General features: G+C 44.6%; 21 protein-coding genes and 2 pseudogenes. 18 read left to right on the forward strand and 5 right to left on the reverse strand.

The features are described 5' to 3' along the window. Positions 1–94: 94 nt before the first annotated feature. The 4 genes and pseudogenes from AC4II3_RS17440 to AC4II3_RS17455 all read right to left on the reverse strand — a co-directional run bounded on the left by AC4II3_RS17440 (position 95) and on the right by AC4II3_RS17455 (position 3,115). Complete coding sequence (locus AC4II3_RS17440) at positions 95–1,345, reverse strand: AAA family ATPase (RefSeq protein ID WP_488017169.1); 1,251 nt, start codon at positions 1,343–1,345, stop codon at positions 95–97. Then, complete coding sequence (locus AC4II3_RS17445; protein WP_488017167.1) at positions 1,338–2,279, reverse strand: cobalamin-binding protein; 942 nt, start codon at positions 2,277–2,279, stop codon at positions 1,338–1,340. Before AC4II3_RS17445 ends, AC4II3_RS17440 begins: the two co-directional genes overlap by 8 nt. Positions 2,280–2,533: 254 nt before the next feature. Then, entirely contained in the window at positions 2,534–2,869 is a 336-nt protein-coding gene (locus AC4II3_RS17450) for an element excision factor XisI family protein (protein ID WP_488029387.1), read from the reverse strand. Next, a pseudogene (locus AC4II3_RS17455) lies at positions 2,857–3,115 on the reverse strand (element excision factor XisH family protein). Before AC4II3_RS17455 ends, AC4II3_RS17450 begins: the two are co-directional and overlap by 13 nt. 500 nt (positions 3,116–3,615) lie before the next feature. Between AC4II3_RS17455 and AC4II3_RS17460 the strand changes: the two are divergent. The 4 genes from AC4II3_RS17460 (at position 3,616) to AC4II3_RS17475 (ending at position 12,607) form a co-directional block, all read left to right on the forward strand. After that, complete coding sequence (locus tag AC4II3_RS17460; protein ID WP_488010252.1) at positions 3,616–5,784, forward strand: eCIS core domain-containing protein; 2,169 nt, start codon at positions 3,616–3,618, stop codon at positions 5,782–5,784. A 358-nt stretch (positions 5,785–6,142) separates the two neighbouring features. Next, on the forward strand, positions 6,143–8,635 hold the full coding sequence (locus tag AC4II3_RS17465) for an eCIS core domain-containing protein (protein WP_488029386.1): 2,493 nt from the start codon (positions 6,143–6,145) through the stop codon (positions 8,633–8,635). A 217-nt stretch (positions 8,636–8,852) separates the two neighbouring features. Further along, positions 8,853–10,577 (forward strand): eCIS core domain-containing protein, encoded by a 1,725-nt coding sequence (locus AC4II3_RS17470; protein WP_488010250.1) that lies wholly within the window; start codon positions 8,853–8,855, stop codon positions 10,575–10,577. Positions 10,578–10,852: 275 nt separating this feature from the next. Next, on the forward strand, positions 10,853–12,607 hold the full coding sequence (locus AC4II3_RS17475) for an eCIS core domain-containing protein (protein ID WP_488010249.1): 1,755 nt from the start codon (positions 10,853–10,855) through the stop codon (positions 12,605–12,607). Between the two features lie 247 nt (positions 12,608–12,854). Here the strand turns inward: AC4II3_RS17475 and AC4II3_RS17480 are convergent, their stop codons facing one another. Beyond that, positions 12,855–13,622, reverse strand: coding sequence for a Uma2 family endonuclease (locus AC4II3_RS17480; RefSeq protein WP_488010254.1), 768 nt, complete (start codon positions 13,620–13,622; stop codon positions 12,855–12,857). Between the two features lie 382 nt (positions 13,623–14,004). Here AC4II3_RS17480 and AC4II3_RS17485 point away from each other — a divergent pair, with 382 nt between their 5' ends. From AC4II3_RS17485 to AC4II3_RS17550, 14 genes and pseudogenes are all read left to right on the forward strand, one after another. Beyond that, on the forward strand, positions 14,005–16,203 hold the full coding sequence (locus AC4II3_RS17485; RefSeq protein ID WP_488010248.1) for an ATP-binding protein: 2,199 nt from the start codon (positions 14,005–14,007) through the stop codon (positions 16,201–16,203). 191 nt (positions 16,204–16,394) lie between these two features. Next, a complete protein-coding gene (locus tag AC4II3_RS17490) occupies positions 16,395–16,961 on the forward strand; it encodes a Pvc16 family protein (RefSeq protein ID WP_488010247.1) in 567 nt (188 codons plus the stop codon). A gap of 79 nt (positions 16,962–17,040) precedes the next feature. Then, positions 17,041–17,736 (forward strand): carboxypeptidase-like regulatory domain-containing protein, encoded by a 696-nt coding sequence (locus AC4II3_RS17495; protein WP_488010246.1) that lies wholly within the window; start codon positions 17,041–17,043, stop codon positions 17,734–17,736. A 181-nt stretch (positions 17,737–17,917) separates the two neighbouring features. Continuing rightward, positions 17,918–19,159: a phage tail sheath family protein gene (locus AC4II3_RS17500; protein WP_488010245.1), complete on the forward strand. Its 1,242-nt coding sequence runs from the start codon at positions 17,918–17,920 to the stop codon at positions 19,157–19,159. 42 nt (positions 19,160–19,201) lie between these two features. Further along, positions 19,202–20,359: a phage tail sheath family protein gene (locus tag AC4II3_RS17505; protein WP_488010244.1), complete on the forward strand. Its 1,158-nt coding sequence runs from the start codon at positions 19,202–19,204 to the stop codon at positions 20,357–20,359. A gap of 117 nt (positions 20,360–20,476) precedes the next feature. After that, positions 20,477–20,935, forward strand: coding sequence for a phage tail protein (locus AC4II3_RS17510; RefSeq protein ID WP_488010243.1), 459 nt, complete (start codon positions 20,477–20,479; stop codon positions 20,933–20,935). A 70-nt stretch (positions 20,936–21,005) separates the two neighbouring features. Next, positions 21,006–21,206, forward strand: a complete 201-nt coding sequence (locus AC4II3_RS17515; protein ID WP_488010242.1) for a hypothetical protein — start codon at positions 21,006–21,008, stop codon at positions 21,204–21,206. 40 nt (positions 21,207–21,246) lie between these two features. After that, positions 21,247–21,609: a phage tail assembly protein gene (locus AC4II3_RS17520; protein WP_488010241.1), complete on the forward strand. Its 363-nt coding sequence runs from the start codon at positions 21,247–21,249 to the stop codon at positions 21,607–21,609. A 14-nt stretch (positions 21,610–21,623) separates the two neighbouring features. Next, a pseudogene (locus tag AC4II3_RS17525) lies at positions 21,624–21,779 on the forward strand (DUF6760 family protein); the annotation flags it as partial. Between the two features lie 34 nt (positions 21,780–21,813). Next, on the forward strand, positions 21,814–22,365 hold the full coding sequence (locus AC4II3_RS17530; RefSeq protein WP_490722850.1) for a phage tail protein: 552 nt from the start codon (positions 21,814–21,816) through the stop codon (positions 22,363–22,365). Further along, positions 22,365–23,777 carry a hypothetical protein gene (locus tag AC4II3_RS17535; protein WP_488010239.1) on the forward strand — a complete coding sequence of 471 codons (1,413 nt, stop codon included), beginning with the start codon at positions 22,365–22,367 and terminating at the stop codon, positions 23,775–23,777. The genes AC4II3_RS17530 and AC4II3_RS17535 overlap by 1 nt, the downstream gene beginning before the upstream one ends. Continuing rightward, positions 23,768–24,619: a CIS tube protein gene (locus tag AC4II3_RS17540; RefSeq protein ID WP_488029385.1), complete on the forward strand. Its 852-nt coding sequence runs from the start codon at positions 23,768–23,770 to the stop codon at positions 24,617–24,619. Before AC4II3_RS17535 ends, AC4II3_RS17540 begins: the two co-directional genes overlap by 10 nt. A gap of 8 nt (positions 24,620–24,627) precedes the next feature. Next, positions 24,628–25,701, forward strand: coding sequence for a phage late control D family protein (locus AC4II3_RS17545; protein ID WP_488017209.1), 1,074 nt, complete (start codon positions 24,628–24,630; stop codon positions 25,699–25,701). Beyond that, positions 25,698–26,537 (forward strand): phage baseplate assembly protein V, encoded by an 840-nt coding sequence (locus AC4II3_RS17550; RefSeq protein ID WP_488017207.1) that lies wholly within the window; start codon positions 25,698–25,700, stop codon positions 26,535–26,537. The genes AC4II3_RS17545 and AC4II3_RS17550 overlap by 4 nt, the downstream gene beginning before the upstream one ends. Positions 26,538–26,650 lie beyond the last annotated feature (113 nt).

Genomic DNA, 26,650 nt, shown 5'->3' on the forward strand with positions numbered 1-26,650 from the left:
ACTTCTGGGGAAAGCTTACACAGTCTTGAGAGACCAAAATTAGTCTAAACTCCAGAGAGAATCGAGGTATCGATAATCAGAACCTTCCTCATATCTAGCGTGGCTTAGGATCAGAAATATTCCTTTCAATAGCTCCTTTAGTCACTAGGTTACCCAAGGAACCAGATGCCATCAATTTAGGTAAATTATCCATAGTTTCTAGAAGGGTGAGTGTGCTTTCTCCAGTTTCTGAATCCCGGTGTGCTACAACTACGAAGGGAATCATTTCTGGTCCTAAAGCATCTAGCAAAGCCGGATTGTGAGTAGTGACTAATATGTCTATATTTCTCTTTTCTCCAATTTCTTTGAGCATGTTTATCAGCAGATGTAACCGAGATGGGTGCAATCCATTGTCTACATCTTCAATTACTAATTGACTCCCTTCTGGTCGTGTGATAAGTGCGGTAATAATTGCTAAGAAATGCAGGGTTCCATCTGACATTCCTCGCGCATCAATTTCTGTAGTTTGACCAGGTTTCCATTCTTCCTTACAGTAGAGCATAGCATCTGTACCAAACTTTCCTACTGGTTCCGCCCAAACTTCCTGTAGATCTCGTTCTGGCAGATATTTCAAGTAAGCAGACACGGTTGAGTCAAACTCGTCTTTTTGCTCTTTAGGTAATGCGGCTAGCACACCAGCAATATTAGAGCCATCACTCTCAATGCGATCAGAAAGCGGTGAATAGTTCCGCATTCTGGCAGGCATAGGATTAAAAATAAAAATATTTTCTATAAGTGTACAAACCTTTTCCATTATATTTTTAAGATCGGCATGAGAGTCTATTCCCCTAAGTCTAGTCAAAATAGAATTAGAACGTTTCCAGTATTTTGGCAAAAAAAATTGTTCTTGAACCGGCAAGTTAATCTGAATACCTTTATCTTGAGTTCTAGTATAATAGGTTTTAAACAAACTAGTTTGAGTAAGGATTTGATTACTATCTGGTGAATAGACCTGGCGAATTAGAGATTCATTAGCTAACTGAACAAGTGGTTTGGTTTCTACTGTAATACTATAAAGGTAATCGGTTTCATCATCCTCTCCCTCAACCACAACTTTCAAGGTAAAGTTAGATTCTGGCTTAAGTGACGCCCACTCTACTCCACCTCGAATCCCAGGGAAAGCCGCATCCCCTGCCAAAGCCGATCGAATCTCCTTTCCAAACACTATTCGTTTTAAAAATTCCAAAGCATCAATTAGATTAGATTTTCCACTAGCATTCGTTCCGATTAACACAGTCAGGGGATCAATCGGGAGTTCTGCATAACGGAAGCTTTTCCAATTTTCCAGGATAAGTTTCTTAAGCATTTCCTACCTCAAACCTTTCCCAAGCAGTGCCTTGATAACCAAAGTTGAACAGGTCTGGATGCAAAATTTCCGCTATCATTTCTACTGAATTGACTAGTCTTGGTCCTGGACGATTGAAATACGCATTACCATCAGTAACAAAAACCTTCCCCTGGCGTACCGCTTGCAAACTTGACCACTGGGAATGGTGAGCCATCTGTTGGGTTTCTTGTTTTGTGCGTTCCAAATCAAAGCCGCAAGGCATTACAATAATTACCTCTGGATCAGCTTTTACTAAAGCATCCCATTCCAGATAAGGGGAATGTTTACCTAAAGCCCCAAACAGAGGATTACCACCTGCAATGGTGACTAATTCAGGAATCCAGTTACCAGCAGCCATCAGCGGATCAGTCCACTCGATGCAAGCAACAGTAGGGCGGTCATTTTCTGAGATTTCCTGTGTCTTTTGCCTACAGGTTTCGACGCGAGACTGTAATTGCTTCAGTACAGATTGTGACTCTACTCCCAGGATGGTAGCAACTCGCTCAATATCTGCCCAAACTTCAGCTAGCAAGTTTGGCTGCAAGGAAATTATCTGAGGCTGGCTATTAGTAAGGTTCGCAACTGCTTTTTCAACCACATCAAAGTTGACAGCACAGACATCACATTGATCTTGAGTAACAATGTGGGTTGGTTGCAGTTGTTCTAAAACATCAGTTTTGACTTGGTAAATACTCAAGGCACGTTTTACCAGATTGTTTATATCATCATCAATCTGGGCACTAGGTTTGTCGCTATTGATTTGAGCCTCGGTGCAGACAGGTCGATTTTTAATGGTTGCGGGATAGTCGCATTCGTGGGATCGCCCCACAATGGCATCAGCTAATCCTAAAGCTGCCACAATTTCCGTGGCACTGGGGAGCAGAGTAACAATTTTTAGGTTTTGTGAAAGCATAGTTTAGATGTTGATAAGTTCAGGATATCGCATCTCTTGTAGGGTGCGTTAATGAAATGTAACGCACCGCCACATTTAATTTTCGGTGCGTTACGCTATTGCTAACACTATAGGCTAATTTTCGGTGCGTTACGCTACCGCTAACACTATAGGCTAATTTTCGGTGCGTTACGCTACCGCTAACACACCCTACATAAGAAAAAGCTGATAGCTGATAGCTGATAGCTGATAGCTGACGGCTAAATACTTACAAATTAACCAACACCATAGTCCGTATATTGCCGAAATTCGGGACCTTGAAACCCCAGCACAATATCGTCCTTCGCTACCCCTTTCTCCACAAGTTTTTGGGCTATTTTCATTTCCGTCATATTTTGTTCAATCCAAATCTTTCCCTTCTTAATATCCATATGTAAAACACAACCATAGACCCGCCGATAGCCATCCCATCCCACAGTCATTACCATGTAGTGGTCTTGTTTGGTATCAAAAACCGTGTAGCAATCAATCACTCCATTGGCAATAGGAATGGCAGCATAATCCGTCAACAACGACTGAATGCTCTGGCGATAAGACTCTAGGGTATCCATTGTACAATTACCTCTTGAATCGGGTCATAAATTATTTGTTTAATCTGATATATCTCTACTAAAATTTGGGGAAAATCGCGCTTAAAAAAAGCTTGATAAGCAATCACAGGTACTGCAAAATATAGAATCCGAGTTGGATCATTGATTTCTAACTACTTCCAGTCGCAACGGATCATCAGTAATCTTCCACTGCTCCTTTTTTAGGGCGATTATAACCGCAGCATGAAATTTCTCTTTGGCTGCCATTTTTATCTTTTTATAGTTTACTTTCAATCATAGAACAATTCACATTCCAGTGCGATGCTCTTTTAGAGCCGCTACGCGATCGCTAATAGTAGACCCCTTGCCAAAGTAGTATTCTGATACTGTTATTGATCCAGTCCCTCAGGTCGGGAACCCCCTCAGTGCCATTCGGCTATATGATGATTAGGTGACGTTTGCCGACTATTTAATATTTAGTCAAGCTCATGGGTAATCTACGACAAAGCCAAACCAAAAAGACACAAGCTCAAGATCAGTCTCTTGTATCGGGAAGTAGGAAGCTAACATACCACCCCATCGAGGAACTGCAAGGGATAATTGGTAACCGAGCACTGGGTAATCTAATTAAATCCCAGCCAGACTTATCTCGACAAGTTCATCGTTCCCAAGATCCTCTGCTGAATAGTGTTTCCCCTATTAGTGGGCAGTCAATCCAGCGCATGCCAAGGTTTAGGGGACTTTCCCATGAGTTAAGGGGGAATTTGGTGCAGGCGAAGCTGACTATTGGTGAAGCTGGGGACAAGTATGAGCTTGAAGCGGACCGAGTAGCATCGGAAGTAGTGGATCGGATTAATGCACCAGTTTCTAGTTTGTCAACTCAACCAAACTCGATTCAAGCTCAACAGGAGCAAGATGAATTGATGAGGAAGCCAATGGTGCAGCTTCAATCCAACGAAGGTGGGATGGCGGCTACCCCAGAGTTGGAAAGCTCAATCCAACAGGCAAGGGGTTCGGGGATGCCGATCGCTGAGAGTATCCGGAAACCAATGGAACAGTCGTTTGGGGCAGATTTTAGTGGGGTAAGGGTTCACGCTGATGCCCAATCTGACCAGTTGAATCAATCCATTCAAGCTCGTGCTTTTACTACAGGTAAAGATATCTTCTTTCGGCAGGGGGAATATAATCCTGGGAGTAAAGGAGGGCAAGAATTGATTGCCCATGAGTTGACTCATGTGGTGCAGCAGGGTCAGGGGGACTTTTCCCAACTCAAACCTAAATTGCCGAAAAAAAACCAAAGCTTAAAAAACTTCGCACTTTCCAGTGCAAACAGCACAGTACAACGAAAACCTGGGGATCTAACAACACATCAAGAATGGAATAAAAAATTCGACGAAAACCCGCTATGGAATAATCTTGAATATCGCCATCACTCTTGGCAAGGATTAAATATACAAAATGTACGAAAAGTAAATAGAATATCAGGAATAATAAAGAGAAAATTTAGCAGTTTCCCAAAAGCGAGAAGTGTAGTGGAAAAGCTTGATAATTTTATTATTACAAGAAACCTAATATACATAGGTAACATAACTGAAGAAGACTTGGAATTAAAGGATTACCCGACCCCGAAAGAATTGGAATACAACAGATTAATAGCTGTAGCGGTTAATGTGGTATTCCCAAATGACAAAAACCTAGAAAAACTAAACGAAATAATTAAAAAACAATGGGCGACCATAGAAGGATCGGAGCTCAAAGTTATTGCCCATAGAGGAGACGGAGCCACATTTGATAAGATGGGCAAATATACTGACCGCGAATCATTCAACAAACTATACCCACATGAAAACGAGAATAGCGAGCAAAGTACAGTGAAGTTCCTTCAATCGTGGTTAAAAGACGGTACATTCTTATCAGGCATAGAATGTGATATTTTTCTGACGAAGGATGGAGTGCCCTATGTAACACACACGAAAAATGTAGAAGCACTACTGGATCAGGAAGCAAGGCTACCAGAGGCTCAATGGAGGAAGAATACTGATATCAAAGACATTGAATCTAGGTTAATCAATCCTCGTTTTCTTAAACTCAGTGATTGGTTAAAAGGGATAGATCAATACTTAATGGAAGAGGATATAAAAGCACAGGTAAACGGCGTAATGACTAGCATATTTGATTCACCAAAAAAGTTGAGGATCGAAATAGAAATGAAACAAGATGTCTTCAGTAACCCATTCACTAAAGGATTCTGGTTAACACCGAACAAAGTGGTGAGTAAATTTTTGAAAGAAACGCCAAATAGCCACTTCTACGAAGTGGCTATGTTTAATAATTCGGACGTCCCAGCGTATATGCATGAAAAAAGCAAAGCGAAAACATATTTATCTCACGTTACTTATGGGAAGGGAGGCGACCCGACCGGTGCCGATAATTTACCGGAGGTAAGGTTTGGATTGCACCAGAGAGGACTCTTAGATCACATCAATAGCGGAAAACTGGACGGGAAGGTTGTAACCTTTGCTCCCGGTCTAAACCACCCAGGAGGAGATAAACTAGGACAACAGTTAAAACCAGTGGGATGGCCAAAGTCGGAGATTGATATGACGATAGAACAATCAATCCAAAATGCGCGGTTGGAATTTTTGTGGGAGGCAATCATTAACCGAAAGACCACATTCGCCTTGGGACCAGTATCAGTACACATACTGACAGATCATGGCAACAAAGGGGCGGAACAAATTATCAATCGAGGACTAGCCGTCGGATGGCCAGATACCTCGACCTGGCATTCATGGAATGCCGATACTATAACCAGGAAATACCCTCAAATAGACAGCGACTTTATAAAAGATGTGCTAAATAAAACAATCTTGGTCGCCAAGGATCCTAAGGAAATCGGAAAGATGATACTACAAAAATACCCAGTTCTAATATAAGGAATAAATTATTATTATTTAGCGGTTTTCAATTAGGTGAGGTGCAAAATTTTAGGTTTTAGGGAACAGGGAACAGCGGATATAGCCACAGAGAAGAGGGAACAGAGAAGAGGGTAAAAATCCTGTGTATATTATTAGGCTAGAAACTGCTATCTTCAAACCCTTGCCAGTGCGATCGCGTAGCGTGGCCTACGGCCAATCGCTTTTGTAGGGTGGGCAAATGGACATGATTCCTGATTAAATTGCCAAACTATCATAATTTGCCCACCCTAGCCTACTGAATGGGATCTGCTATGTTGTTGCTTGAGTTAACTAGGAGAGCTATGCCACATTGGTAAGGATGTAGCGCGGTCTTGGGGTGAACACCCCCAGTGCCATTCGGCTATATCATGATGATGTGACTGTTAAAGATTTAACCAAGCTCATGGGTAATCTACGACAAAGCCAAACCAGAAAGACACTAACTCGAGATCAATCAATAGTATCAGGAAGTAGGAAGCCAACATACCACCCAATCGACGAACTGCAAGGGATAATCGGCAACCAGGCACTGGGTAATCTAATTAAATCCCAGCCAGACTTATCTCGACAAGGTAATCGTTCCCAAGATCCTCTGTTGAATAGTGTTTCCCCTGTTAGTGGGCAGTCAATCCAGCGAATGCCAAGGTTTAGGGGACTTTCCCATGAGTTAAGGGGCAATTGGCAGCAGGGCAATCCAGTACAGGCGAAGCTTACCATTGGTGAAGCTGGGGATAAATATGAACAAGAAGCTGACCGAGTAGCATCGGAAGTAGTGGAGCGGATTAACGCACCAGTTTCTAGTCAGACCACTCAACCAGACTCGATTCAAGCTAAAGGTCAGCAAGATGAACTGATGAGGAAGCCAATGGTGCAGCTTCAATCCATCGAAGGTGGCATGGCGGCTACCCCAGAGTTGGAAAGCTCAATCCAACAGGCAAAGGGGTCGGGGATGCCGATCGCCGAAAGTATCCGGAAACCAATGGAACAGTCGTTTGGGGCAGATTTTAGTGGAGTCAGGGTTCACAGTGATGCCCAATCTGACCAGTTGAATCAATCCATTCAAGCTCGTGCTTTTACTACAGGTAAAGATATCTTCTTTCGGCAGGGGGAATATAACCCTGGGAGTCGAGGAGGGCAGGAATTGATTGCTCATGAATTGACTCATGTGGTGCAGCAGAAGAGAGCCTCTGTGCAACGCCAATTAAACCAGCATAATGGGAGTGAATCTGACCATAACGATAAAATTAGTACTAATGAAAGTGCTCCCGTAGATGTTGTACAGCGTCGAGTTGGATATGAATTTGAAGCACAGTGGAATGTGCGAGATGTAAGTAACTTGCCACAAGCCCAGCAAGACTTTCAACGTGCTAAGACTCAACGGGATTTAGCGATCAATATTAAAGTGGCTAAAGTAATGGTTGAACAACCTTCCCTAAAAATAGTTGACCTTACTGAGCGAGAAAAGGGATTGAATTCACAAGGTCGTTTAGACCTATGGTTTACTGACAATAGTCAATCTACTCTAACTAATGCCGGTCAAGCACTAATGACCAGAGTAAATGAGGACAGTCAGGACTACCAGGCAATGCTTTTTAGCATGTATGTAAATAAACAACTTAGTGAGCCTCCATTACTGGGTCAGAATGTTCCCAAAGCAACAGCTTTTATTCGAGGTGATAAATTTGATCTAACTGCTGATGCAAGTCCTTCAGGAGGCTCTAACTTAGAATGGGTCACAGAGCCACTAGAAAGTAAAAGTGAAGTTGAATCAGTAATGGATAACATTGTGGCAATGGCAAGTTATCTAAATAGTCGTAAAGGAGAGGAGTTTATTCCATCAGAGGACGTAACACCAGGTGGAGGAGAACCTGATCCTAATCTCCGAATTTATCCAGATGGAAAGGAATTAAGCTTTTCCCCTCAGCTTACGGCTGGTTTACATATTGGAAAGATTAGCGATCTTGTCGAATACGTTACTGTTAAGAAAGAGTTGAATGTCACTGGATGGCTCAATCAAAATATCTTTAAAAGAGAACGTCATAAACAACAATCTCGTAAGCAACAAGCAAATAAAGATTTATTTGGTAAAGGAGACTTATCATTTTTATCTAAGGCCAATCCAGGGGTCAATGATGAAGTAAAGAGATTAAATATAGAGGGAATTGATGATAGTGTCAGTAAAAAAGAATTAATTGGACTAGTGACTATCTTGGTAAATTATCTCCACAAAGCAACAAACATGACGGATAGAGATAACTCAAAAGCCATTGCGGGAGCGATGATGGCTCGAACTGATTTTGCCCACAACTTTGGATTAATTCCCGAACCCTACAGAAATTACTTTAAAACTAATCCTAATCAATTCGCTGAGTTAGTCTTAAATGCTGCTGGGTTCACAGGTGAAGGGGGACAACCGATTTTCCCAAAAACAATTGAGAAAGGTATGGTGGGAAATGTTCAAGAAGTCCGGATTACTTTAACTCGTCAAGAATGGCTAGAACATATTCCTACTGGATATGATCTGTTAAAGAACTATGTTAACCTTCCAGAGGAAATTAAAGCAGCGGATGAAGATGATTCAGCAGACAACTTAGTCAAATTAGTCAAAGACAAGCGAGCTGATTTTGAGGCAATTCATAACTCCCTTGGAGCCTTAGGAAGTGTTGACGATTTGGTTGGGCTGAGTGACAAACCAGTTAAAGCCTTGGTGGTTGAACTTCGTCGGATGCAAGATGACTTGAAAGTCGGTGATCTAAAGCCGATGGCAGTTTCTGCCTATAATCTAATTGAGCGACTTAATGAGGGTAAAAAACTCAAATACAAGAAATAATAGGTGTGAAGGAAGCGTTCGGAATAAAACTTTAAGGGATTGGGAAAACTTCTAACTAGATCCAAAAATCCACCATGCTTTAAAAGCCAATGTAAGTCAATGTAATGCGATCGCTCCCGTCCTCCCATATTTCCGTCCCTCCCACAATCCCTTTGACCTCAAAGGCTATATGATGATGATGTGACGTTTGCCGACTATTTAACATTTAGTCAAGCTCATGGGTAATCTACGACAAAGCCAAACCAGAAAGACTCTAACTCGAGATCAGTCTCTTGTATCGGGAAGTAGGAAGCCAACTATCCACCCAATCGAGGAACTGCAAGGGATAATTGGTAACCGAGCACTGGGTCAGTTAATTAAATCCCAGCCAGATTTGTATCGACAAGTTCATCGTTCCCAAGATCCTCTGTTGAGTAGTGTCTCCCCTGTTAGTGGGCAACCAATCCAGCGTATGCCAAGGTTTAGGGGACTTTCCCATGAGTTAATGGGCCATTGGCAGCAGGGCAATCCAGTACAGGCGAAGCTGACTATTGGTGAAGCTGGGGATAAGTATGAGCAAGAAGCGGACCGAGTAGCATCGGAAGTAGTGGACCGGATTAACACACCAGTTTCTAGTTTGTCAACTCAACCAAACTCGATTCAACCTCAACACCAGCAAGATGAACTGATTAGGAAGCCAATGGTGCAGCTTCAATCTGTAGAAGGTGGGATGGCGGCTACCCCAGAGTTGGAAACATCGATTCAACAGGCAAGGGGGTCAGGGATGCCCATCGCCGAGAGTATTAGGAAACCGATGGAACAGTCCTTTGGGGCTGATTTTAGTGGGGTGAGGGTTCACGCTGATGCCCAATCTGACCAGTTGAATCAATCTATTCAGGCTCGTGCTTTTACCACAGGTAAAGATATCTTCTTTCGGCAGGGAGAATATAATCCTGGGAGTCGAGGAGGGCAGGAATTGATTGCTCATGAATTGACTCACATAGTGCAACAGGCAGGAGGTACAGGAAAACTGCAAGCTCAACCAGACGATGCCTCATCTGGTGCTGATCCGTTTGAGGGTTATGAACTAAAAGACATGATCAAAGATTATGAGAAATATAAGAAATTTCTGGCAGTGGTTAGTGAGGAGATGGGTCAACTCACATACAGATTAAATGCTTTAACGAGTCCAGAAGAGCGTTGGCAAGCGATCGCGAAGTCCATGGCGGTTTTTGGTACAAAAGCAGGAGCTCACTATGGAGCCACCGTAGCCGGCGGAGTAGCGGGAGCGGCCGTCGGCTCAGTCGTTGCTCCCGGTCTGGGAACAGTCCTAGGAGCCTTAGTGGGAGGTGTAACATCATTTGCCATATCATTCCCAACAAGAAAACTAATAAATTATTTTTCGGCAAAAACAGAAATAAAAAATAAACGAGGAATCCGAGCGATAAACACCAGTTATTCTAGCAGAGAACTTTATTTAAAGCTCAGACATTTTAATCATAATTTTATCGCGGCACCGATTGTACAAAAATTCCTGCATGGAAAGAAAGACACAAAACAAAATGCGACGTCGATCGGTGCAGGGGTATTGTTATCAGAGTTTGCCAAAGAAGCGACAGGCCTGGTTATACCGGGGGGTGATTTAATCGACTCAGCAAGGGTTGTAGAAACCGCATTAGTCGGTATATCCCCCGAAAAAGTGAACAAATTCACAGAAATAATCAAGCAAACCATCGATACGATCGAAGAGAATCATCCCCTGGCCCTACAATTAATAGAAAAAATATCGGAAAAAGAAATGATCGGCAAACGTCCTGGAAAATTTGTGGTTAAGAAAGCCCAAAGAATCGAAAAAATAAACAAAAATAGAGACAAATGTTTGAAAATAATTGAAGACGTCTTCAGGCTGCTTCACAACCCAAATATAACTAGACAAATGGTTGAAATTGAAGCTGAAAACTAAAAGTAACCATCACCAAAAAACCGGAATAATTTCCAGTGCGATCACTTTAGTAGCAGCTCTTGTCAGGTGGGCAAATAGACATGATTCGTGATTAAATTGCCTTCCTATCATTATTTGCCCACCCTACCCCTGGTCTGTTGTTGCTGGCGTTAACTAGGGGAGCTATGCCACGTTGGTAGGGATGTAGCGCAGTTTTGGGGTGAACACCCGCAGTGCTATTCGGCTATATCATGATGATGTGACGTTTGCCGACTATTTAAGATTTAACCAAGCTCATGGGTAATCTACGACAAAGCCAAACCAGAAAGACACAAGCTCGAGATCAGTCAATAGTATCGGCAAGTAAGAAGCCAACTATCCACCCCATGGAGGAACTGCAAGGGATAATTGGTAACCGAGCACTGGGTCAGTTAATTAAATCCCAGCCAGATTTGTATCGACAAGTTCATCGTTCCCAAGATCCTCTGTTGAGTAGTGTCTCCCCTGTTAGTGGGCAACCAATCCAGCGTATGCCAAGGTTTAGGGGACTTTCCCATGAGTTAATGGGCCATTGGCAGCAGGGCAATCCAGTACAGGCGAAGCTGACTATTGGTGAAGCTGGGGATAAGTATGAGCAAGAAGCGGACCGAGTAGCATCGGAAGTAGTGGACCGGATTAACACACCAGTTTCTAGTTTGTCAACTCAACCAGACTCGATTCAACCTCAACAGGAACAAGATGAACTGATGAGGAAGCCAATGGTTCAGCTTGACTCTGTCGAAGGTGGCATAGCGGCTACGCCAGAGTTGGAAAGCTCAATTCAACAGGCAAGGGGGTCGGGGATCCCCATTGCCGAGAGTATCCGGAAACCGATGGAACAGTCCTTTGGGGCAGATTTTAGTGGGGTAAGGGTTCACAGTGATACTCAATCTGACCAGTTGAATCAATCAATTCAAGCTCGTGCTTTTACCACAGGTAAAGATATCTTCTTTCGGCAGGGGGAATATAACCCTGGGAGTCGAGGAGGGCAGGAATTGATTGCTCATGAGTTAACTCATGTGGTGCAGCAAACTGGTAGTACAGTAAAGCGATCGCAACGGCAGAAGACTGGAAGAGTCTTCGACGAAGTACAGCCGTTATCTTCTCCAGTTATTCAGAGAGCCCCGGTATGGAAACTATGGGCAGATACTAGCTTCCACAGCTTTGTCTCAGCGCTAGACAAACTTGTAAATCATTGGGCCGCTGAGATCCTAAAAAATCCGCTCGGAATTCCAGATGTAGATGGTTACACGAAACGATGGATAGCTCTAGTTACATCATTTACGGATACATACAAGATGAGTGGGAGCTTGCATGATGCCCTTAAAAAGGAGCCATTCATTTATGCATCTTACGGTTATGCAGTAGAATCCCTAACTAATTTTTCAATGAAGAGACGAGAGCTTGACACAGATCTGCCACGAGGAATGAAAATTGCACTTCAGGCCACACGGGGTCATACTCGACCAGATCTTGTTATTAAGGAGCAATTAACTGACAAGGATATCGCTTGGTTTGATATTACAGCATCAGGAAGCGAGGCACACATAGATCAGAAGACAGGTAGTGGTTGGTCTAATCGCTCATATGTTGCTGAGGTGACCTATCCGTCTTTAACTGACAAAAGTCTTGAGGAATTAGCTGACGCAGTGCTTAAAAATCATCTATCACCTCAGGAATTGGAAGACTTGAAAAAACTTGTGGAAGCACATAAATTTGAACAAGATAAGCAATTAAATAAGGCAGCTGACTTAGTTAAGCAAGCAGTAGACTCGGTGCAATATCAAACAAATATGACAAATAGAAGGAAAGAATTTGAAACAAAAATGGCACAATTGCTTGGCGACGGCAGGGGTAAATTGTCTCCGCAAGACGCAAAAGGATGGATTGCTTTGGTACATTCTAAGTTCGATTACTCCTACGCCAGACTTGCCGCAGAAGCTGGTTACACACGTAACACCGCCACAGGACGTAATACAGAGCGAGCAGCGAGTATTATATACAGTCTTTGATCAAACATGATTACGCCTCGCTTAGGATATTGCTCTGTCTAGAAAGTTGTATCTGGAACCAGCAGTTCTTGACTAACTAACCTGCGGAATTACTCAACTAAGTGTTTCCCTAAAACCTAACACTTTAATAATGCGTTCGCGTAGCGTGGCCTACGGCCAATCGCTATTGTCAGGTGGGCAAAGGGACATGATTTATAATTAAATTGCGAAACTATCATAATTTGCCCACCCTACGCTACCTAAAATTTCAATCTTCTGGCTCAACACCCATTGCTCGCAATTGAGCTGCTAGACGTTCAGCTCGTTGATGTTCTCGTTCAGCACGTTGACGTTCTCGTTCAACTAGCTGTCTTTCTTTCTCAACCGGTGTAGGAATCCAATTTTCTGCTGCATCGTACCAACGTAACCAAAGTCGGTTTAATTCTTGATAGTTTCCTGACCACAATCCTAAACCTAGTTCTATTTCTGGAAGCCAGAATTGGTCACGGTTGAGAATCACTTCCCGATAGCTGTTGCGCACTAACTCAAACAAGCGCAGTTTATTGCTATTACCATCGAAGACTACGTAATAGGGAATCCGTAGCATCCGTTCGTAGACTTCCCATTTAGTTGGGGGTTGCTTGGCTTGTGGCCTAACTTCCCCTAAGTCTTCTTTCTGAGTACTAGGAGAAAGTAATTCGATGGCAATAAAAGGAGCTACTCCTTCCTGCCATATCACGTAACTCAACCGGGATTCTCTTTGTTCGTACAAACGATCCACTCCCAAGACAGCAAACCAATCGGGACGTTTATACCAAGTAGGATGTTTCAGATTGTAGTAGATATTAAGATCGCTAGCAACGAGAATTTGGTTTCTAGGATAATTGGGGGGGAAAAACGTTTTTTCCAGTAAGTCTGCTTGCCAAATATGGTATTGATCTGGCAATCCTGAATCCTCCTTTTCTTCGCTAGGTAGATCATACATTGTCGGTAGGATTTCTTTCGGGGGTCGGGGCGGATCTGTTTGTTGATACATATAGAGCAAAGGGAACAGGGAATAGGGAATAGGGAATAGGGAATAGGGAGTAGGGAGTAGGGAATAGGGAACAGGCAACAGGCAACAGGGAACAGGGAATAAAATTCTGACAATTCCTAAACGGATTGCTATAACTTAGATTTTAGATTGATGATTGGGGGCAGGTTGGTGCGCCCCTACTCGTGGATTCGCGCTACCCCTTGGTTTTCTCAAATTACCCTTCTATATCCCCTTATACTGGTTGAGGCAGATTAAAGCAATGGCGGATAAAATTTTTTTTTTTTAGTTTAATGAGGTACACAGTTTTTTTTCTCTCTTCCCTGCTCCCTGCTCCCTGCTCCCTGCTCCCTGTTCCCTGTTCCCTATTCCCTTGCTATAATCGATGATTAACCAAACCCAGGCTTTCCCTCCCAACCCCCAATTTCACCAACTCTTTTTGCTGTTACAGCGCTTAGACGGACTTCTAGAACGAGCTTTAGCCGCTGCTCAAGTTACCTATGGTTCGATGGCTGCAACTAATCCCTATCGGGGCATGCAAGTAGACCAGGCAGAAGTGGAACAGTTGCTGACTCGGCCACCAGGAACGCCAGTATTGCAGGTAGAAACAGAAACCGAACAGGAGTTACCCTCTGATGCTATCCTGGCAGGCTCTTCACTAGCATGGCTGCAAGAAACCTTTGCCCTCTCTGCCTTCGATGTCGATATTATTGCGATCGCACTCGCCCCGGAACTAGACCGGCGCTATGAACGAATCTACACCTATCTCCAAGACGATGTCCGCTGTAAACGAGCCACTGTGGATCTTGTCCTGAATCTGCTCTGTCCAACTGGGGAAGCGAAACTGGCGCGCCGTAGTCACTTTACCCCGGAAGCTCCTCTCCTACGTCATAGTCTACTACACCTGCTCCCGGACCCTAATCAGCTCCAGCCTACTCTGCTGGCTCACAATCTTAAACTTGATGGGCTAGTCCTGGCTCTGCTGTTGGGAGAAAAAGGATTAGATCAGCGACTAGAACCCTTCTGTAGGTTAATTGAGCCGACTATTTCCCTGGAAGAACTACCGTTACATCAGGAAGTAAAGCAGGCTTTATTAACAATAGTTGTCGAAGATTGGCAAGCAAGCAAACCCCTAGGATTATATTTTGAAGGTGCAGATACTAGTAGTAAACACCGTGCCGCCCAAGCTATTGCCAGGGCTGTGGAAGCACCATTGCTAACAGTAAATTTAACTCGGATTGTAGAAGCTAAAGCTGACTTGGAGCTAACCCTGAAACTCGCTTACCGTCAAGCCTGGTTTCAGAAAGCTTTAGTTTACCTAGAAGGACTAGAAACTCTACAACAAACTATAAAAAGTTCCGAGAATTCCAGTCAATATTTATCTCTGCTAAAAATCATAGCAGACCATCAAGGAATTACCATCCTCGCTGGTGAAAAACCCTGGAAGCCAGAGAAAACTATCGCAATCGGAATAGTTACTGTTCCTTTTCCCATTCCTGAGTTTACTGTTCGTCGCTGTTGCTGGCAGAATCAACTAACTGCAGCTGGTATTGTCTTAGAAAACCTAGAGCTAAATGCTTTATGCGATCGCTTCCGCCTCAATTCCGAGCAAATTACTGATGCCGTGATCGATGCCTGTAATCGAGCCCGTTGGCGCATTGCCCAAAACACTCCCCCCACTCCCCACCTCCCACACTCCCTTCAAAACCCAACCTTGTCGGAACTATTTGCAGCAGCCCGTGCCCAATCTGGTCATCAACTAGGTTCATTGGCACGTCAGATTCAGCCTAAGTACAGCTGGGATGATATTGTCCTGCCAGTTAATCAAAAGGCTCAGTTGCGGGAAATTTGTAATCAAGCCAAATATCGACAGCTGGTGTGGGAAGAGTGGGACTTCCAGAGCAAGCTTTCCCTGGGCAGAGGACTGAATGTGATGTTTTCTGGCCCACCAGGGACTGGTAAAACCATGGCAGCGGAAATTATTGCCCACGAATTAGAGCTTGACCTCTATAAGATTGACCTGTCCCAAGTGGTCAGTAAGTATATCGGGGAGACAGAAAAAAACCTCAATCGCATTTTTACAGCTGCTGCCAATGCCAACGCCATTCTCCTGTTTGATGAAGCAGATTCCCTCTTTGGCAAGCGCTCTGAAATCAGCAGTGCCCATGACCGCTACGCCAATATTGAGGTTGGCTATCTCTTGCAAAAGATGGAGGAGTACGAAGGAGTGGCGATTTTGACCACTAACCTACGGACTAATATGGACGATGCCTTTGTTCGGCGGTTACGTTTTATTATTGAGTTTCCTTTTCCTAATCTCAAAGACCGCCGCCGGATCTGGGAGCAAATCTGGCCTAGTCCTGTACCTCGCTCTGAGGAACTGGATTTAGATTTTATCGCCCGTAACTGCGAGATTGCTGGGGGCAATATTCGTAATATTGCTCTAGCTGCTGCTTTTATAGCAGCAGATGATGGTGGAATTGTCAAGATGAATCACCTGCTGCGTGCAGTCCGGCGAGAGTATCAGAAGATGGGAAAAGTGTTAATAGAGGGTGATTTTGGTCAGTATGCTGGCCTAATGTGATGATTCGTAATAACTCAAATAACTGTGCAAACAATTCACTAAGCACGTTTAAGTTGTGTGTATTGTTGTTACGGAGAAGATTTAAGAGACAGTTTGCAGACTAAAGTGGGTACTTGGCAACTAAAATTGCCGATTGATCTCAGCCAGTTTGCTGATGATTTGGCGACCTGGGCTAAGAGTGAGGAAATGCGATGATTCATGACCTGGATAGAACGTTGGAGGAATTGCTCAAGGGCGAACTACCTCCTGAGCTAATCTCGTCAGTTACTATTAGCTTTGCCACACCTGACAAGGATTTTAGTGTCAAGCCAGCGATTAATCTTTTTCTTTACGATGTGCGTGAGAATGTGGAATTACGCAACACCACCTGGTCAACAGAACGCAGTAACGGTAAGGCAACCAAAAGGCGTAATCCAGTGCGAGTGGATTGCTCTTACCTAATCACCGCTTGGTCCGCTCTTACAGGTAATGGTCAAAGACCAGAGCAAGAAGAGCACCAATGGCTGGGGGAGGTAATGAAAGTGCTACTGCGTCATCGTATAATTCCAGCGCCTGTATTACAGGGAAGCCTCAGGGGGATGGAACCTCCGATCAGGACAGTTAGTCTGAGTCAGAGCAACCTACAGAGTTTGGGTGAATTCTGGCAAGCAATGGGAGGAAAGCCCAGACCAGCATTGAACTACACCCTTACTATGGCTGTGGAAGTCGATGATCCGGTTGAGGCAGGAACCTTGGTAACAGATATCAGGATTGGGTAATTGCGGATTGGGAATTGGTTGACTATTTACCATTAGCCATTAGCCATGACCAAGATAGTTGACTAAGGGAGTATTGCTCGTGTCAAATAAGATTAGGTTGGAAGCAATCCGCCATCAGGTTGCGATCGCTGGGCAGGTTAAAGATGCCCAAACTAAGCAGGTGATCCCGGGAGCAGTGGTCGAAATTGCCGATATGCCCGAAAGCTTGAAAAGCAAGTTAGATCTGCTAGCTGGCCTGTATGGAGATGACTGGGAAAAGAGGGTCGAGCGACCTGACCGCACTCGTACCAGAGTTGACGGCTATTTTTACTTCCAAGATCTCCCTGATGGGTCATATACCTTGACGGCTTCCTTGCTAGGTACGGGTACTCGCTATAGTGCTGACCCAACCATCAAAACGATACCGCCTGATTCTGATCTCGAATCCGATGATACCGAGGTTCAGGTGTCACGAGATTCAGAAACTGGCGCGGACGCGATACCTACTGTTAATTTCTATTTCCAACCAACTGCTCTGTTGGGTAAGGTCACCAACTCAGACGATGAAGATGTCCTTATGGCCAAAGTTGAAATTGAGGGGAGTGGTGAGTATACCTTTACTGACAATGATGGGAACTATCTCCTGAGTAGTCTGGAAGCATCTACAAATCCATCAACTCCTCGCCAGGTTAAGGTTAACGTTATTGCCCAAGGCTACCAGACACTAACGTCTGAACTTGTAGACTTGAACCAAGGGCAAGTGACCACTCACAATTTGGTAGTGGTAAAGGTGTAGTGGTTTGGAAAAGATTTTGTTAAGGTTTCGGTGGCTAAAATCACTAGTTGTGTCCCACTAAGTACAATTTTTATTTGATCAGAGTAAATGAAGTAAGAAGTATTTGGGGACTTCAATAGAAGAGTTAGAAAACTTTGCTCACATCCAGCCTTTGATTTGATTTATTCAAGGAGTAGAGAAAATGCCAACCTATTTATCGCCGGGTGTATACGTCGAGGAAGTTTCCTCTGGTTCTGCTCCAATTGTGGGAGTGGGGACTAGCACAGCAGGTTTTATCGGTGTCGTACCCGACTCGATAGACGTTCCAGAACCAAACCCTGCCTATGACCCAAGCCAAGATATAGATCCAACCACTAATCCAGCTCACATCACAGCCTCTTTTACTCCTGCTAACGTCGGTGAAGTCAAGCTATGTACTAACTTTGGTGAGTTCAAGAAGTTCTTTGGAGACTTCTCAACCGATCCAAATCAGCGTCAGCTAGCTCACGCTGTCTATGGATTCTTTAACAACGGTGGTACTCGCTGCTACGTGGTGCGGGCAGCAGCAGAGAGTGAGATTACCGCTGACTTCCTAGAAAATACATTTGAGCCTATTGACGAAATTGCTATCGTTGCTGCCCCTGGCATTACCGACAGCAGTGTTCTCGATGCCATCATCACTCACTGTCAACAGAAGACCCAGGATCGCTTCGCAATCTTGGATAGTCAGGAAAATTTGGATGGTACTTGGAAGACCATGGAACCAGGGGATGGCAATGTACCTAGCAATTCTGATTATGCTGCTTTTTACTTCCCCTGGATTCAAGTGTTCGATCCAGCCACGAAAACACTGAACCCCAAAGGGGATGGTGGAATCTATGTGCCGCCCAGTGGTCATGTCGCCGGTCTCTATGCCCGCGTCGATACACAACGAGGAGTCCACAAAGCCCCAGCGAATGAAACAATATTAGGAGCATTGGGTCTCAAGTACAACATTAGCAAAGCCCAGCAGGATGGACTCAACCCTCAAGGCATCAATTGCATCCGTAATCTCAATGGCAATATTCGAGTCTGGGGAGCACGCACCATCGGTGGTGATGCCAATGGAGAGTTTAAGTACATCAACGTCCGCCGCCTGTTCAATTATCTGCGGGAATCTATTGACGAAGGTACTCAGTGGATGGTATTTGAACCCAATAATCCTGAACTTTGGGCGCAGATTACCCGTAATATTAACGCCTTTCTAACTAATGTCTGGAGTACAGGGGCTTTATTTGGGAATACACCAGAGGAAGCCTTTTACGTCAAGTGTGATGAAGAGACCAATCCACCAGAAGTCAGAGATTTAGGTCAGGTGGTAACAGAAATTGGTGTAGCAGTGACCAAGCCAGCTGAATTTGTGATCTTCCGCCTGAGCCAGTGGGCAGGTCCTAGTGGTAGCTAGGCCAGTAGGGAGTAGGGAGTACAGACAAAGGAAGATGAAACTATGGTAACTTCCCAGCAACTGACACCAGGTGTCTACCGAGAGGAGATATTCCCTAAACCAGCCCCTGGACTGTTCACAGGTGTACCTGTATTCCTGGGGTTTGCCGAGACTGGACCAATTAACTCCCCGCAGTCACTTACCCTCTGGTCTCAATTCACAGAAACCTTTGGTCAGCCTCTAGCTGACGGTTACCTAGCTTATGCTGTGCATGGGTTCTTTGAGAATGGTGGCAGCTTGTGCTTGGTTGTGCGGCTAGAAGACACAGTTTCTATCACAGAAGCACTGGGAGGAGCAGGAGATGATAGTGGGGGACTAGGAGCGATCGCATCCTTGAATGAAATCGACTTAGTCTGTGTGCCAGATCTAATGCGAGGAAACCCTGACCAGGATGACGTGTTGAGGATGCAGAATGTCATCTTAGAACACTGTGATCTGCTTGGCGATCGCTTTGCCATCTTAGACTCGCTCCCTCCAGTAGCAGTACAAGTGACTCAGTCTCTAGAGAGGGTAACAGAGCAAAGGTCGAAACTGCGAGGCAAAAACGGTGCTTTGTATTATCCCTGGATTAAAGCTGAAAACGGTCCAGACTGGATGCCCCCCTGTGGTCACATTGCTGGAGTTTACGCCCGTAGCGATCAACAATTTGGCGTTCACAAAGCACCGGCAAATGAGACTATCGAAGGAATAGTGGATCTAAAGTTCAATTTGACCAATCGCGAGCAGGATAGTCTCAATCCCCTTGGGGTTAATTGCCTGCGTGCTTTTCCCGGACGAGGTATTCGAGTTTGGGGAGCACGTACCCTCAGCGATGAAGCGAATTGGATCTATGTCAACGTAAAGCGGCTATTCCTGACAGTGGGCAGATGGCTGGAACTGAACCTGGCAAATCTGGCCTTTGAGCCAAACGAGCTGAAGTTATGGGTACGGATTGAGCGAGAGTTGACCGCCTATTTTGAAGACTTACTCCAGCAAGGTGCCCTTAAAGGACCAACAGAACAAACAGCTTTCTACATTAAATGTGATGCTGAAACTAACCCACCCGAAGTGCGGGAAGCAGGAATGGTAGTCACAGAAATTGGTCTAGCACCTGCTATTCCCAGTGAGTTTATTACTGTGCGTATTATTCTCGGTGCTAGTGGCGTCAAAGTAGCAGCATAGGTCTGGGTTAGCAAGGCAATAGGCAATTGGCAATAGGCAATAGGCAATTGGCAATAGGCAATTGGCATGCTAGCAACAGTCAACAGCAATTATTAGGATATTAGGAGGTTTTTGACGATGGTATTTTCTCGAAAAGATCCATACAGAGGTTACAACTTTAAAGTAGAAATCGATGGTATCACCCGCGCCGGTTTTAGAAGCTGCTCAGGGATAGACACCACTCAGGAAATTAGCACCTATCGAGAGGGTACCGATAAAATGCTGAATATGCGGCAAATCCCTGGTATGCTCACCCTCTCCCAAGTCACTCTCAGTCGTGGGATTACTGATGACAGGGAATTATGGGACTGGCGAACCAAGGTAGCAACCGCCAAAGACCCCTCCGAGTATCGTAAAAATATGTCTATCGTCCTTTGGGATGATGCAGGAAATGAAAGAGTACGCTGGAACCTGATCAACTGTTGGCCAGTTAAGTGGACAGGCCCAAGCCTTGATGCTACTTCCAATGAATTAGCCATTGAAACTCTCGAAATTGTCCACGAAGGGGTAAGCGTAGAAAACGGTAAATGGCAGTAGAGAATAGGGTGTAGGGAGTAGGGTGTAGGGTGTAGGGTGTAGGGTGTAGGGTGTGTGGGGAGATGGGGAGATGGGGAGATGGGGAGATGGGGAGATGGGGGAGTGTGGAGCCCGGGCGTGGCTGGTGTGGGAGGATTTTTGTAGACAAAATTTTCCTGTGTCTTCCGTCTCTTCCCTCTCTCCCCACACTTACCACACTTTCCTCTCTTTCCATGCTCACCATACTTACAACCTTAACCATACTTACAACCCTTTTGATTCCCAATTCTAAATTCTAAATTCTAAATTCTAAATTCCCAATTCCCCACAAGATGATGCAGACAGAGTTCCCGTTTACCCTACCCCAGGGCTACTTAGATTCCGAGGGTAATCTCCATCAAGAAGGCATGATGCGGATGTCCACAGCCTACGATGAGATTATGCCCTTAAAAGACCCTAGGGTTCAGGCTAATCCAGGTTACTTGGTGATTATCCTGTTGTCCCGGGTGATCACTCGTCTGGGCAGCTTAGACTATATCAATCCTGCCATGATTGAGGGTCTATTCTCGGCTGACTTAGCCTATCTGCAAGACCTCTATCAACGGATTAACCAAAACGGTCACAGCCGCCTTTTGGTTTCTTGTCCTCACTGTCAAGGAGAGTTTGAAGTGGAGACTGCGACGTTGGGGGAGTAACTTGCTACCCCTCCGAGAGGCTGTTAGAGGAGGTAGCCTATATTGCTTATCACTTGCACTGGTCTTACGACCAGATTATGAGTCTGGATCATCAAGAAAGACAGCGCTGGGTGGAACAAGTAGCAAGTATTAATGAAAAGTTGAATGAGCAAATAATTGGGTTACGGTAATTGGAGATAGTTTCATGAATTCCAGGAGTTAATGATGGCAACTTTAGCATCGGTTGTGCCTTTAGGAGCAAACGCGGCTTACGCTGGAGTGACTGGGGCGTTGGGAGCTCGCCTTGACCCCTACCAAGGCTTTAACTTCCTCATTGAAATTGAGGGGTTAGTGACCGGTGGGTTTATCGAAGTCAGGGGTCTAGAAAGTGAGATTGAACTAGAGGAACGTCCTGAGGGAGGTCAGAATCGTTACGTTCATCAGCTACTAGGTCGAACCAAATATCCGAATTTGACCCTCAAACATGGTCTAACAGGTATTGACAGTTTGTGGACTTGGTATCAGGCCACTAGCAAGGGTGTAATTCGGCGCAAGAACGGCACAATTATGCTGCTCGACCGCCAACAGATACCAGCCATGTATTGGAATTTCAAGCAGGCTTTGCCAGTAAAGTGGACTGGTCCAGAGTTTAATGCCAGCAGCAATGAGATTGCTTTCGAGACCATTGAGTTAATACACAAAGGAATTAGCAAACCAGTTCTCAGTCAAGCACTATCTGGAGGACGAGCGATTGCTGGACTAGCAGGAGCATTGTGATGGCATCTCAACCTCAGGTTACTAACAATCAGACTTGGTCAGAGAGTCTCAACCCACAACTGACGAGGCGACTCCTGCGCCCGGTCGTCAGCCCTGGTGTGATTGGTACTCAAGTAGCAGGGTCAATTATCTCCCGGGTCCAAGGGATGACCAACCAACTGCCCTTAATGGCTAAGTTGATTCAACGCCAGCAGCGGTTAGAGGGTCAATCAGCAGAAGCAGTTCCTATAGTCTATGCTCAGCCAATCCGGCCAGCAGCAGAACAGGTACAGACGGGACATGTTACTTCTCCAATTACCTCTCCCAATGTGGCCTCTCGAACTAGAGAAACAGGCAATGAACTACCTTTGATATCAACTAGATTTCAGGTCGATAAAGAAACCTCAGTACAAAAAAGTACAGGGTCAAATTACCATAAATCTAGAGAAAACCCTAAACAGCAAACGTCAAATTCAATACCTTCTGAAAGAGGCAAATCTGGCACAAAACCGATTGTCCAGGCAAAATTTGTCAACTCCACTAAGAGGACTTCCCAGAAAGTAGATTCTGATAACAAACCCCTAGTTTCTGGTCTTGAATCGTCTAGGGAAACTAGACTATCGTCTGACTTATCCTGGCCAGTTGTCCAAGCCAAACCAATAGACTTCGCGGCAGTTGTCGGAACAGGGAACAGGGAACAGGGAACAGTGGACAAGAATTTAGACAAACACTATCAGAAAACTACTTTACAGTCTAAGCGATCGCTAGGCAGTTCCGGAAACCTGACCCAGTTGCCAGTGATTCAACGCTCCCCAAAGCGATCGCTAATTAAAGAGATAGTTTCTAGCCCATCCCAGGGAAATCAGCCACTGATTCAACCCAGCCCGGAGCGACCGGTGATCAAAGAGATAGTCAAGAGCCCATCCCAGGGAAACCAGCCAGTGATTCAACGCACCCCGGAGCGACCAGTGATCAAGGAGATAGTCAAGAGCCCATCCCAGGGAAACCAGCCAGTGATTCAACGCACCCCAGAGCGACCAGTGGTTAGAGGAATTTCTGGAAAAAATGGGTACCAATTATCTGCTCCCCTGATTTTTTCTGCCTCTGGGGTCAATAGAACGTCAGTTTCTGGCAACGGACTAGGAGTTAGTAGTTCGCCATCTATTGCTGATCATGTCTCTCATAATGGCTCTGGAGTTATCCAAAGAATGCCATCTGTCAAGGGTTTATCCGTATCAACACCTGTCTCAACTACTAGCTTACAGGCAAATACCGTGATTCAGAAAGCATCAGAAAATACTTCGGGCGCTACCACAACTAGTCAGTCTGTGGAGGACATTGATGTGGATGAACTAGTAGAGAAAGTACACCATAAACTGATGCAGAATCTCACCATAGAAAGTGAGCGGAGGGGATTAAACCAATGGCATTAACAGGGTTTAAGAATCTAGCCCAAAAAACACTAAACCAAACCAAAGGATTAAAAAGTAGCCTCTTTGGCGCAGAGTTAGATAAATTAACCATCCTCAAGGAGCAGCCAGGAAAAAGATGGCAGATGGTTTTTCCAGAAAACAAACCAATGCCTCTATTTAATCCTAATGAAATTCAAATTACCAAGACAACCCAATGGCGTCATGAAACTCTCAAAAACCGCGATCGCGGTGATACTAAATTTATTGGTGGGGATCCAGCAACCCTGACTCTCGACCTGTTTTTTGACACCTACGAGGGACTACCTGAAAGTATATCGGGGGGCGGCAGTTCTCCCCTCAAACGAGTTGCATCGGGAGCAGCAACAGCGGCTTCATCGTTAACTGGTGTGTATGGATTATCATCACCCAATGCTGTAGATGTTCGAGAGTATACCAATAAGATTTTTGAGTTGACTCTGATTGACTCTGATTTAAAACGTCCCCCTGTATGTGAACTCTGGTGGGGGGCATTTAACCTGATTTTTAAGGGGTATCTCGGACAACTAACCCAGCGCTTTACTATGTTTACCCCTAATGGGATGCCAGTCAGAGCCGCTCTCAACTGTACCTTCCACCAGTTCATCCCTGAAGAAGATGAGGAGCGGGAAAAGCCCAGTTCTCTGGCACGGGATGACGACCCAATCCACGTTGTCCGACGTGGAGAAACCCTGAGCAGCATTGCTGGTGTTGAATATAATGACCCCAGCGTCTGGCGAGAGATTGCCAAGGCTAATGGGATTACTAATCCCCGTAACCTGACACCAGGTCAAGTTCTGACCATCCCGGTACTTAATCTAACCTAAAATTAACCATGCTCTCGACAGCTCCTCAAACCAGTACCAATAGCATTGCTACCTCAGTCCCTGGCTTCAGAATTCTGATCAGGGGACAACAGTTGCGGTCTGATGTGATGGCAGTAATTGTGGATGAAAACGTTAGTACTCCCACTATGTTTACCATCAAGCTTGCCAACTGGGACCAAGAAAAGCAGGAGTGGATTGATCCGCAACTGTTTAAGCTAGGCAATGAGGTAACGATTTTTATGGGCTACGGGGGTAGTGGAGGGAAACTGCAAAAACTGATGATGGGTCAGATTACCGGTCTGGAACCAGAATTTGCCCATGGGGAAATACCTCTGTTGACAGTGCGCGGCTACGACTACAGTCATCGATTGCTTCGGGGTTACAACACTCGCTCGTTTACTAAAAAGAAAGACAGCGATATTGCTAGAGATATTGCCAAAAAAGCCGGTCTAAAGTATGGGGGAGTAACGACAAAGCTGGTTTTGGACTATGTACTACAGCATAACCAAACAGACATGGAATTTCTTCAGACCCGTGCTCAACGACTCGGTTATGAGGTAGTGGTTCAAGATAAAACACTATATTTCCGGCCCCATCAGGACAAATCCAAGTCAGTGTTGACTCTAGTTCAACGAAAGGATCTGCTCAGTTTTTCTTCCCGACTGACCAGCTTGAGCCAGGTAGGACAGGTGGAGGTGCGCGGTTGGAACCCGAAGGACAAAAAAGCCTTCATTGGGCGATCCAGCCCTGGTTCTAGTACTAACAAGAGCGGTGCTAAGGCTGTAGATCCGGCTTTGGGTAGTGGAAAAAAAACCAGCGAACGTTTGTATCGACCTGTGTTCAGTCAACAGGAAGCCGAGCAAATCGCTCAGGGGGGATTTAATAACATGGCCCTAGAATACATCAGTGGGGAGGGCTTGTGTGTCGGACGCCCTGACTTGCGAGCAGCTACTGTTATTACTATCCAAGGGGTGGGCAAACAGTTTAGTGGTGACTACTATGTCACCTCCACCATTCATAGCTATTCCCATAAACGAGGTTATCGCACAGCATTTAAGGTTAGGAGGAATGGGACATCATGACAAGCATCGATTTACTAAGTAATTTGCTAGGTCCCCCTGAAATACGAGGTCGTTTCTATGGGGTGACTATGGGAATAGTGACTAACAATGGCGATGAGGAAAACTTGGGGCGAGTTAAGGTCAAGTTTCCTTGGCTCTCAGATAATGATGAAAGCTATTGGGCTAGGGTATTAACTCCCATGGCTGGTAATGACCGTGGTATTTATTTTTTGCCGGAGGTGAACGATGAGGTGCTGGTAGCTTTTGAACAAGGTGATATCAATTTTCCCTATATCCTAGGGGGGTTATGGAATGGCAAAGATAAACCGCCTGAGTCTCCTGAAAAAGACAAAGAAGATAGTAAAAAAAAGACGATTAATAAGCGTACAATAAAGTCCCGTAGTGGTCATATTATTCGCTTAGATGATACTAAGGATGAAGAAAAAGTTGAGGTTATTTCCCATAATCAACATACTATCCGTTTAGATGATACTAAGGACAAAGGCAAAATTGAAGTAATTGCCCAAAGTGGTCACACTATTCGCTTAGATGATACTAAGGATAAGGAAAAAATTGAAGTAATTGACAAAACTGGCAAAAACAGCATCATTATTAATACTAAAGATAATTCGATTACCATTGAGTCTAAAGAAGGTAAGCTTAAGCTCGGTGGTAAGGGTATCGAAATCATTTCCGAGGAAGATATCAAAATGACTGCCAAGAATAACCTGGATATGAAGACAGATAAGTCATTTAAAGTTAATGCTAATGGTAGCAAAATTGAAACTAAGCAGGGTATGCATTTTAAAGCGAGTAAAGACGTTAAAATTACCGGGAATACGGTATCAATTAATTAAGCAATCAGCAATCAGCAATCAGCAATCAGCAATCAGCAATCAGCAATCAGCAATCAGTTATAAGCAATCAGTTATAAGCTATTAGTTATCAGCTTATGGTTTAGGTCCCAGCG

It is taken from the genome of Moorena sp., from assembly GCF_982860115.1.

Bases quoted from the DNA above. Each gene is read 5' to 3' on its own strand.
- AC4II3_RS17440 (WP_488017169.1), bottom strand. From the start codon at position 1,345: ATGCTTAAGAAACTTATCCTGGAAAATTGGAAAAGCTTCCGTTATGCA.
- AC4II3_RS17445 (WP_488017167.1), bottom strand. From the start codon at position 2,279: ATGCTTTCACAAAACCTAAAAATTGTTACTCTGCTCCCCAGTGCCACG.
- AC4II3_RS17450 (WP_488029387.1), bottom strand. From the start codon at position 2,869: ATGGATACCCTAGAGTCTTATCGCCAGAGCATTCAGTCGTTGTTGACG.
- AC4II3_RS17470 (WP_488010250.1), top strand. From the start codon at position 8,853: ATGGGTAATCTACGACAAAGCCAAACCAGAAAGACTCTAACTCGAGAT.
- AC4II3_RS17475 (WP_488010249.1), top strand. From the start codon at position 10,853: ATGGGTAATCTACGACAAAGCCAAACCAGAAAGACACAAGCTCGAGAT.
- AC4II3_RS17480 (WP_488010254.1), bottom strand. From the start codon at position 13,622: ATGTATCAACAAACAGATCCGCCCCGACCCCCGAAAGAAATCCTACCG.
- AC4II3_RS17485 (WP_488010248.1), top strand. From the start codon at position 14,005: ATGATTAACCAAACCCAGGCTTTCCCTCCCAACCCCCAATTTCACCAA.
- AC4II3_RS17490 (WP_488010247.1), top strand. From the start codon at position 16,395: ATGATTCATGACCTGGATAGAACGTTGGAGGAATTGCTCAAGGGCGAA.
- AC4II3_RS17500 (WP_488010245.1), top strand. From the start codon at position 17,918: ATGCCAACCTATTTATCGCCGGGTGTATACGTCGAGGAAGTTTCCTCT.
- AC4II3_RS17505 (WP_488010244.1), top strand. From the start codon at position 19,202: ATGGTAACTTCCCAGCAACTGACACCAGGTGTCTACCGAGAGGAGATA.
- AC4II3_RS17510 (WP_488010243.1), top strand. From the start codon at position 20,477: ATGGTATTTTCTCGAAAAGATCCATACAGAGGTTACAACTTTAAAGTA.
- AC4II3_RS17515 (WP_488010242.1), top strand. From the start codon at position 21,006: ATGGGGAGATGGGGAGATGGGGAGATGGGGGAGTGTGGAGCCCGGGCG.
- AC4II3_RS17520 (WP_488010241.1), top strand. From the start codon at position 21,247: ATGATGCAGACAGAGTTCCCGTTTACCCTACCCCAGGGCTACTTAGAT.
- AC4II3_RS17530 (WP_490722850.1), top strand. From the start codon at position 21,814: ATGGCAACTTTAGCATCGGTTGTGCCTTTAGGAGCAAACGCGGCTTAC.
- AC4II3_RS17535 (WP_488010239.1), top strand. From the start codon at position 22,365: ATGGCATCTCAACCTCAGGTTACTAACAATCAGACTTGGTCAGAGAGT.
- AC4II3_RS17540 (WP_488029385.1), top strand. From the start codon at position 23,768: ATGGCATTAACAGGGTTTAAGAATCTAGCCCAAAAAACACTAAACCAA.
- AC4II3_RS17545 (WP_488017209.1), top strand. From the start codon at position 24,628: ATGCTCTCGACAGCTCCTCAAACCAGTACCAATAGCATTGCTACCTCA.
- AC4II3_RS17550 (WP_488017207.1), top strand. From the start codon at position 25,698: ATGACAAGCATCGATTTACTAAGTAATTTGCTAGGTCCCCCTGAAATA.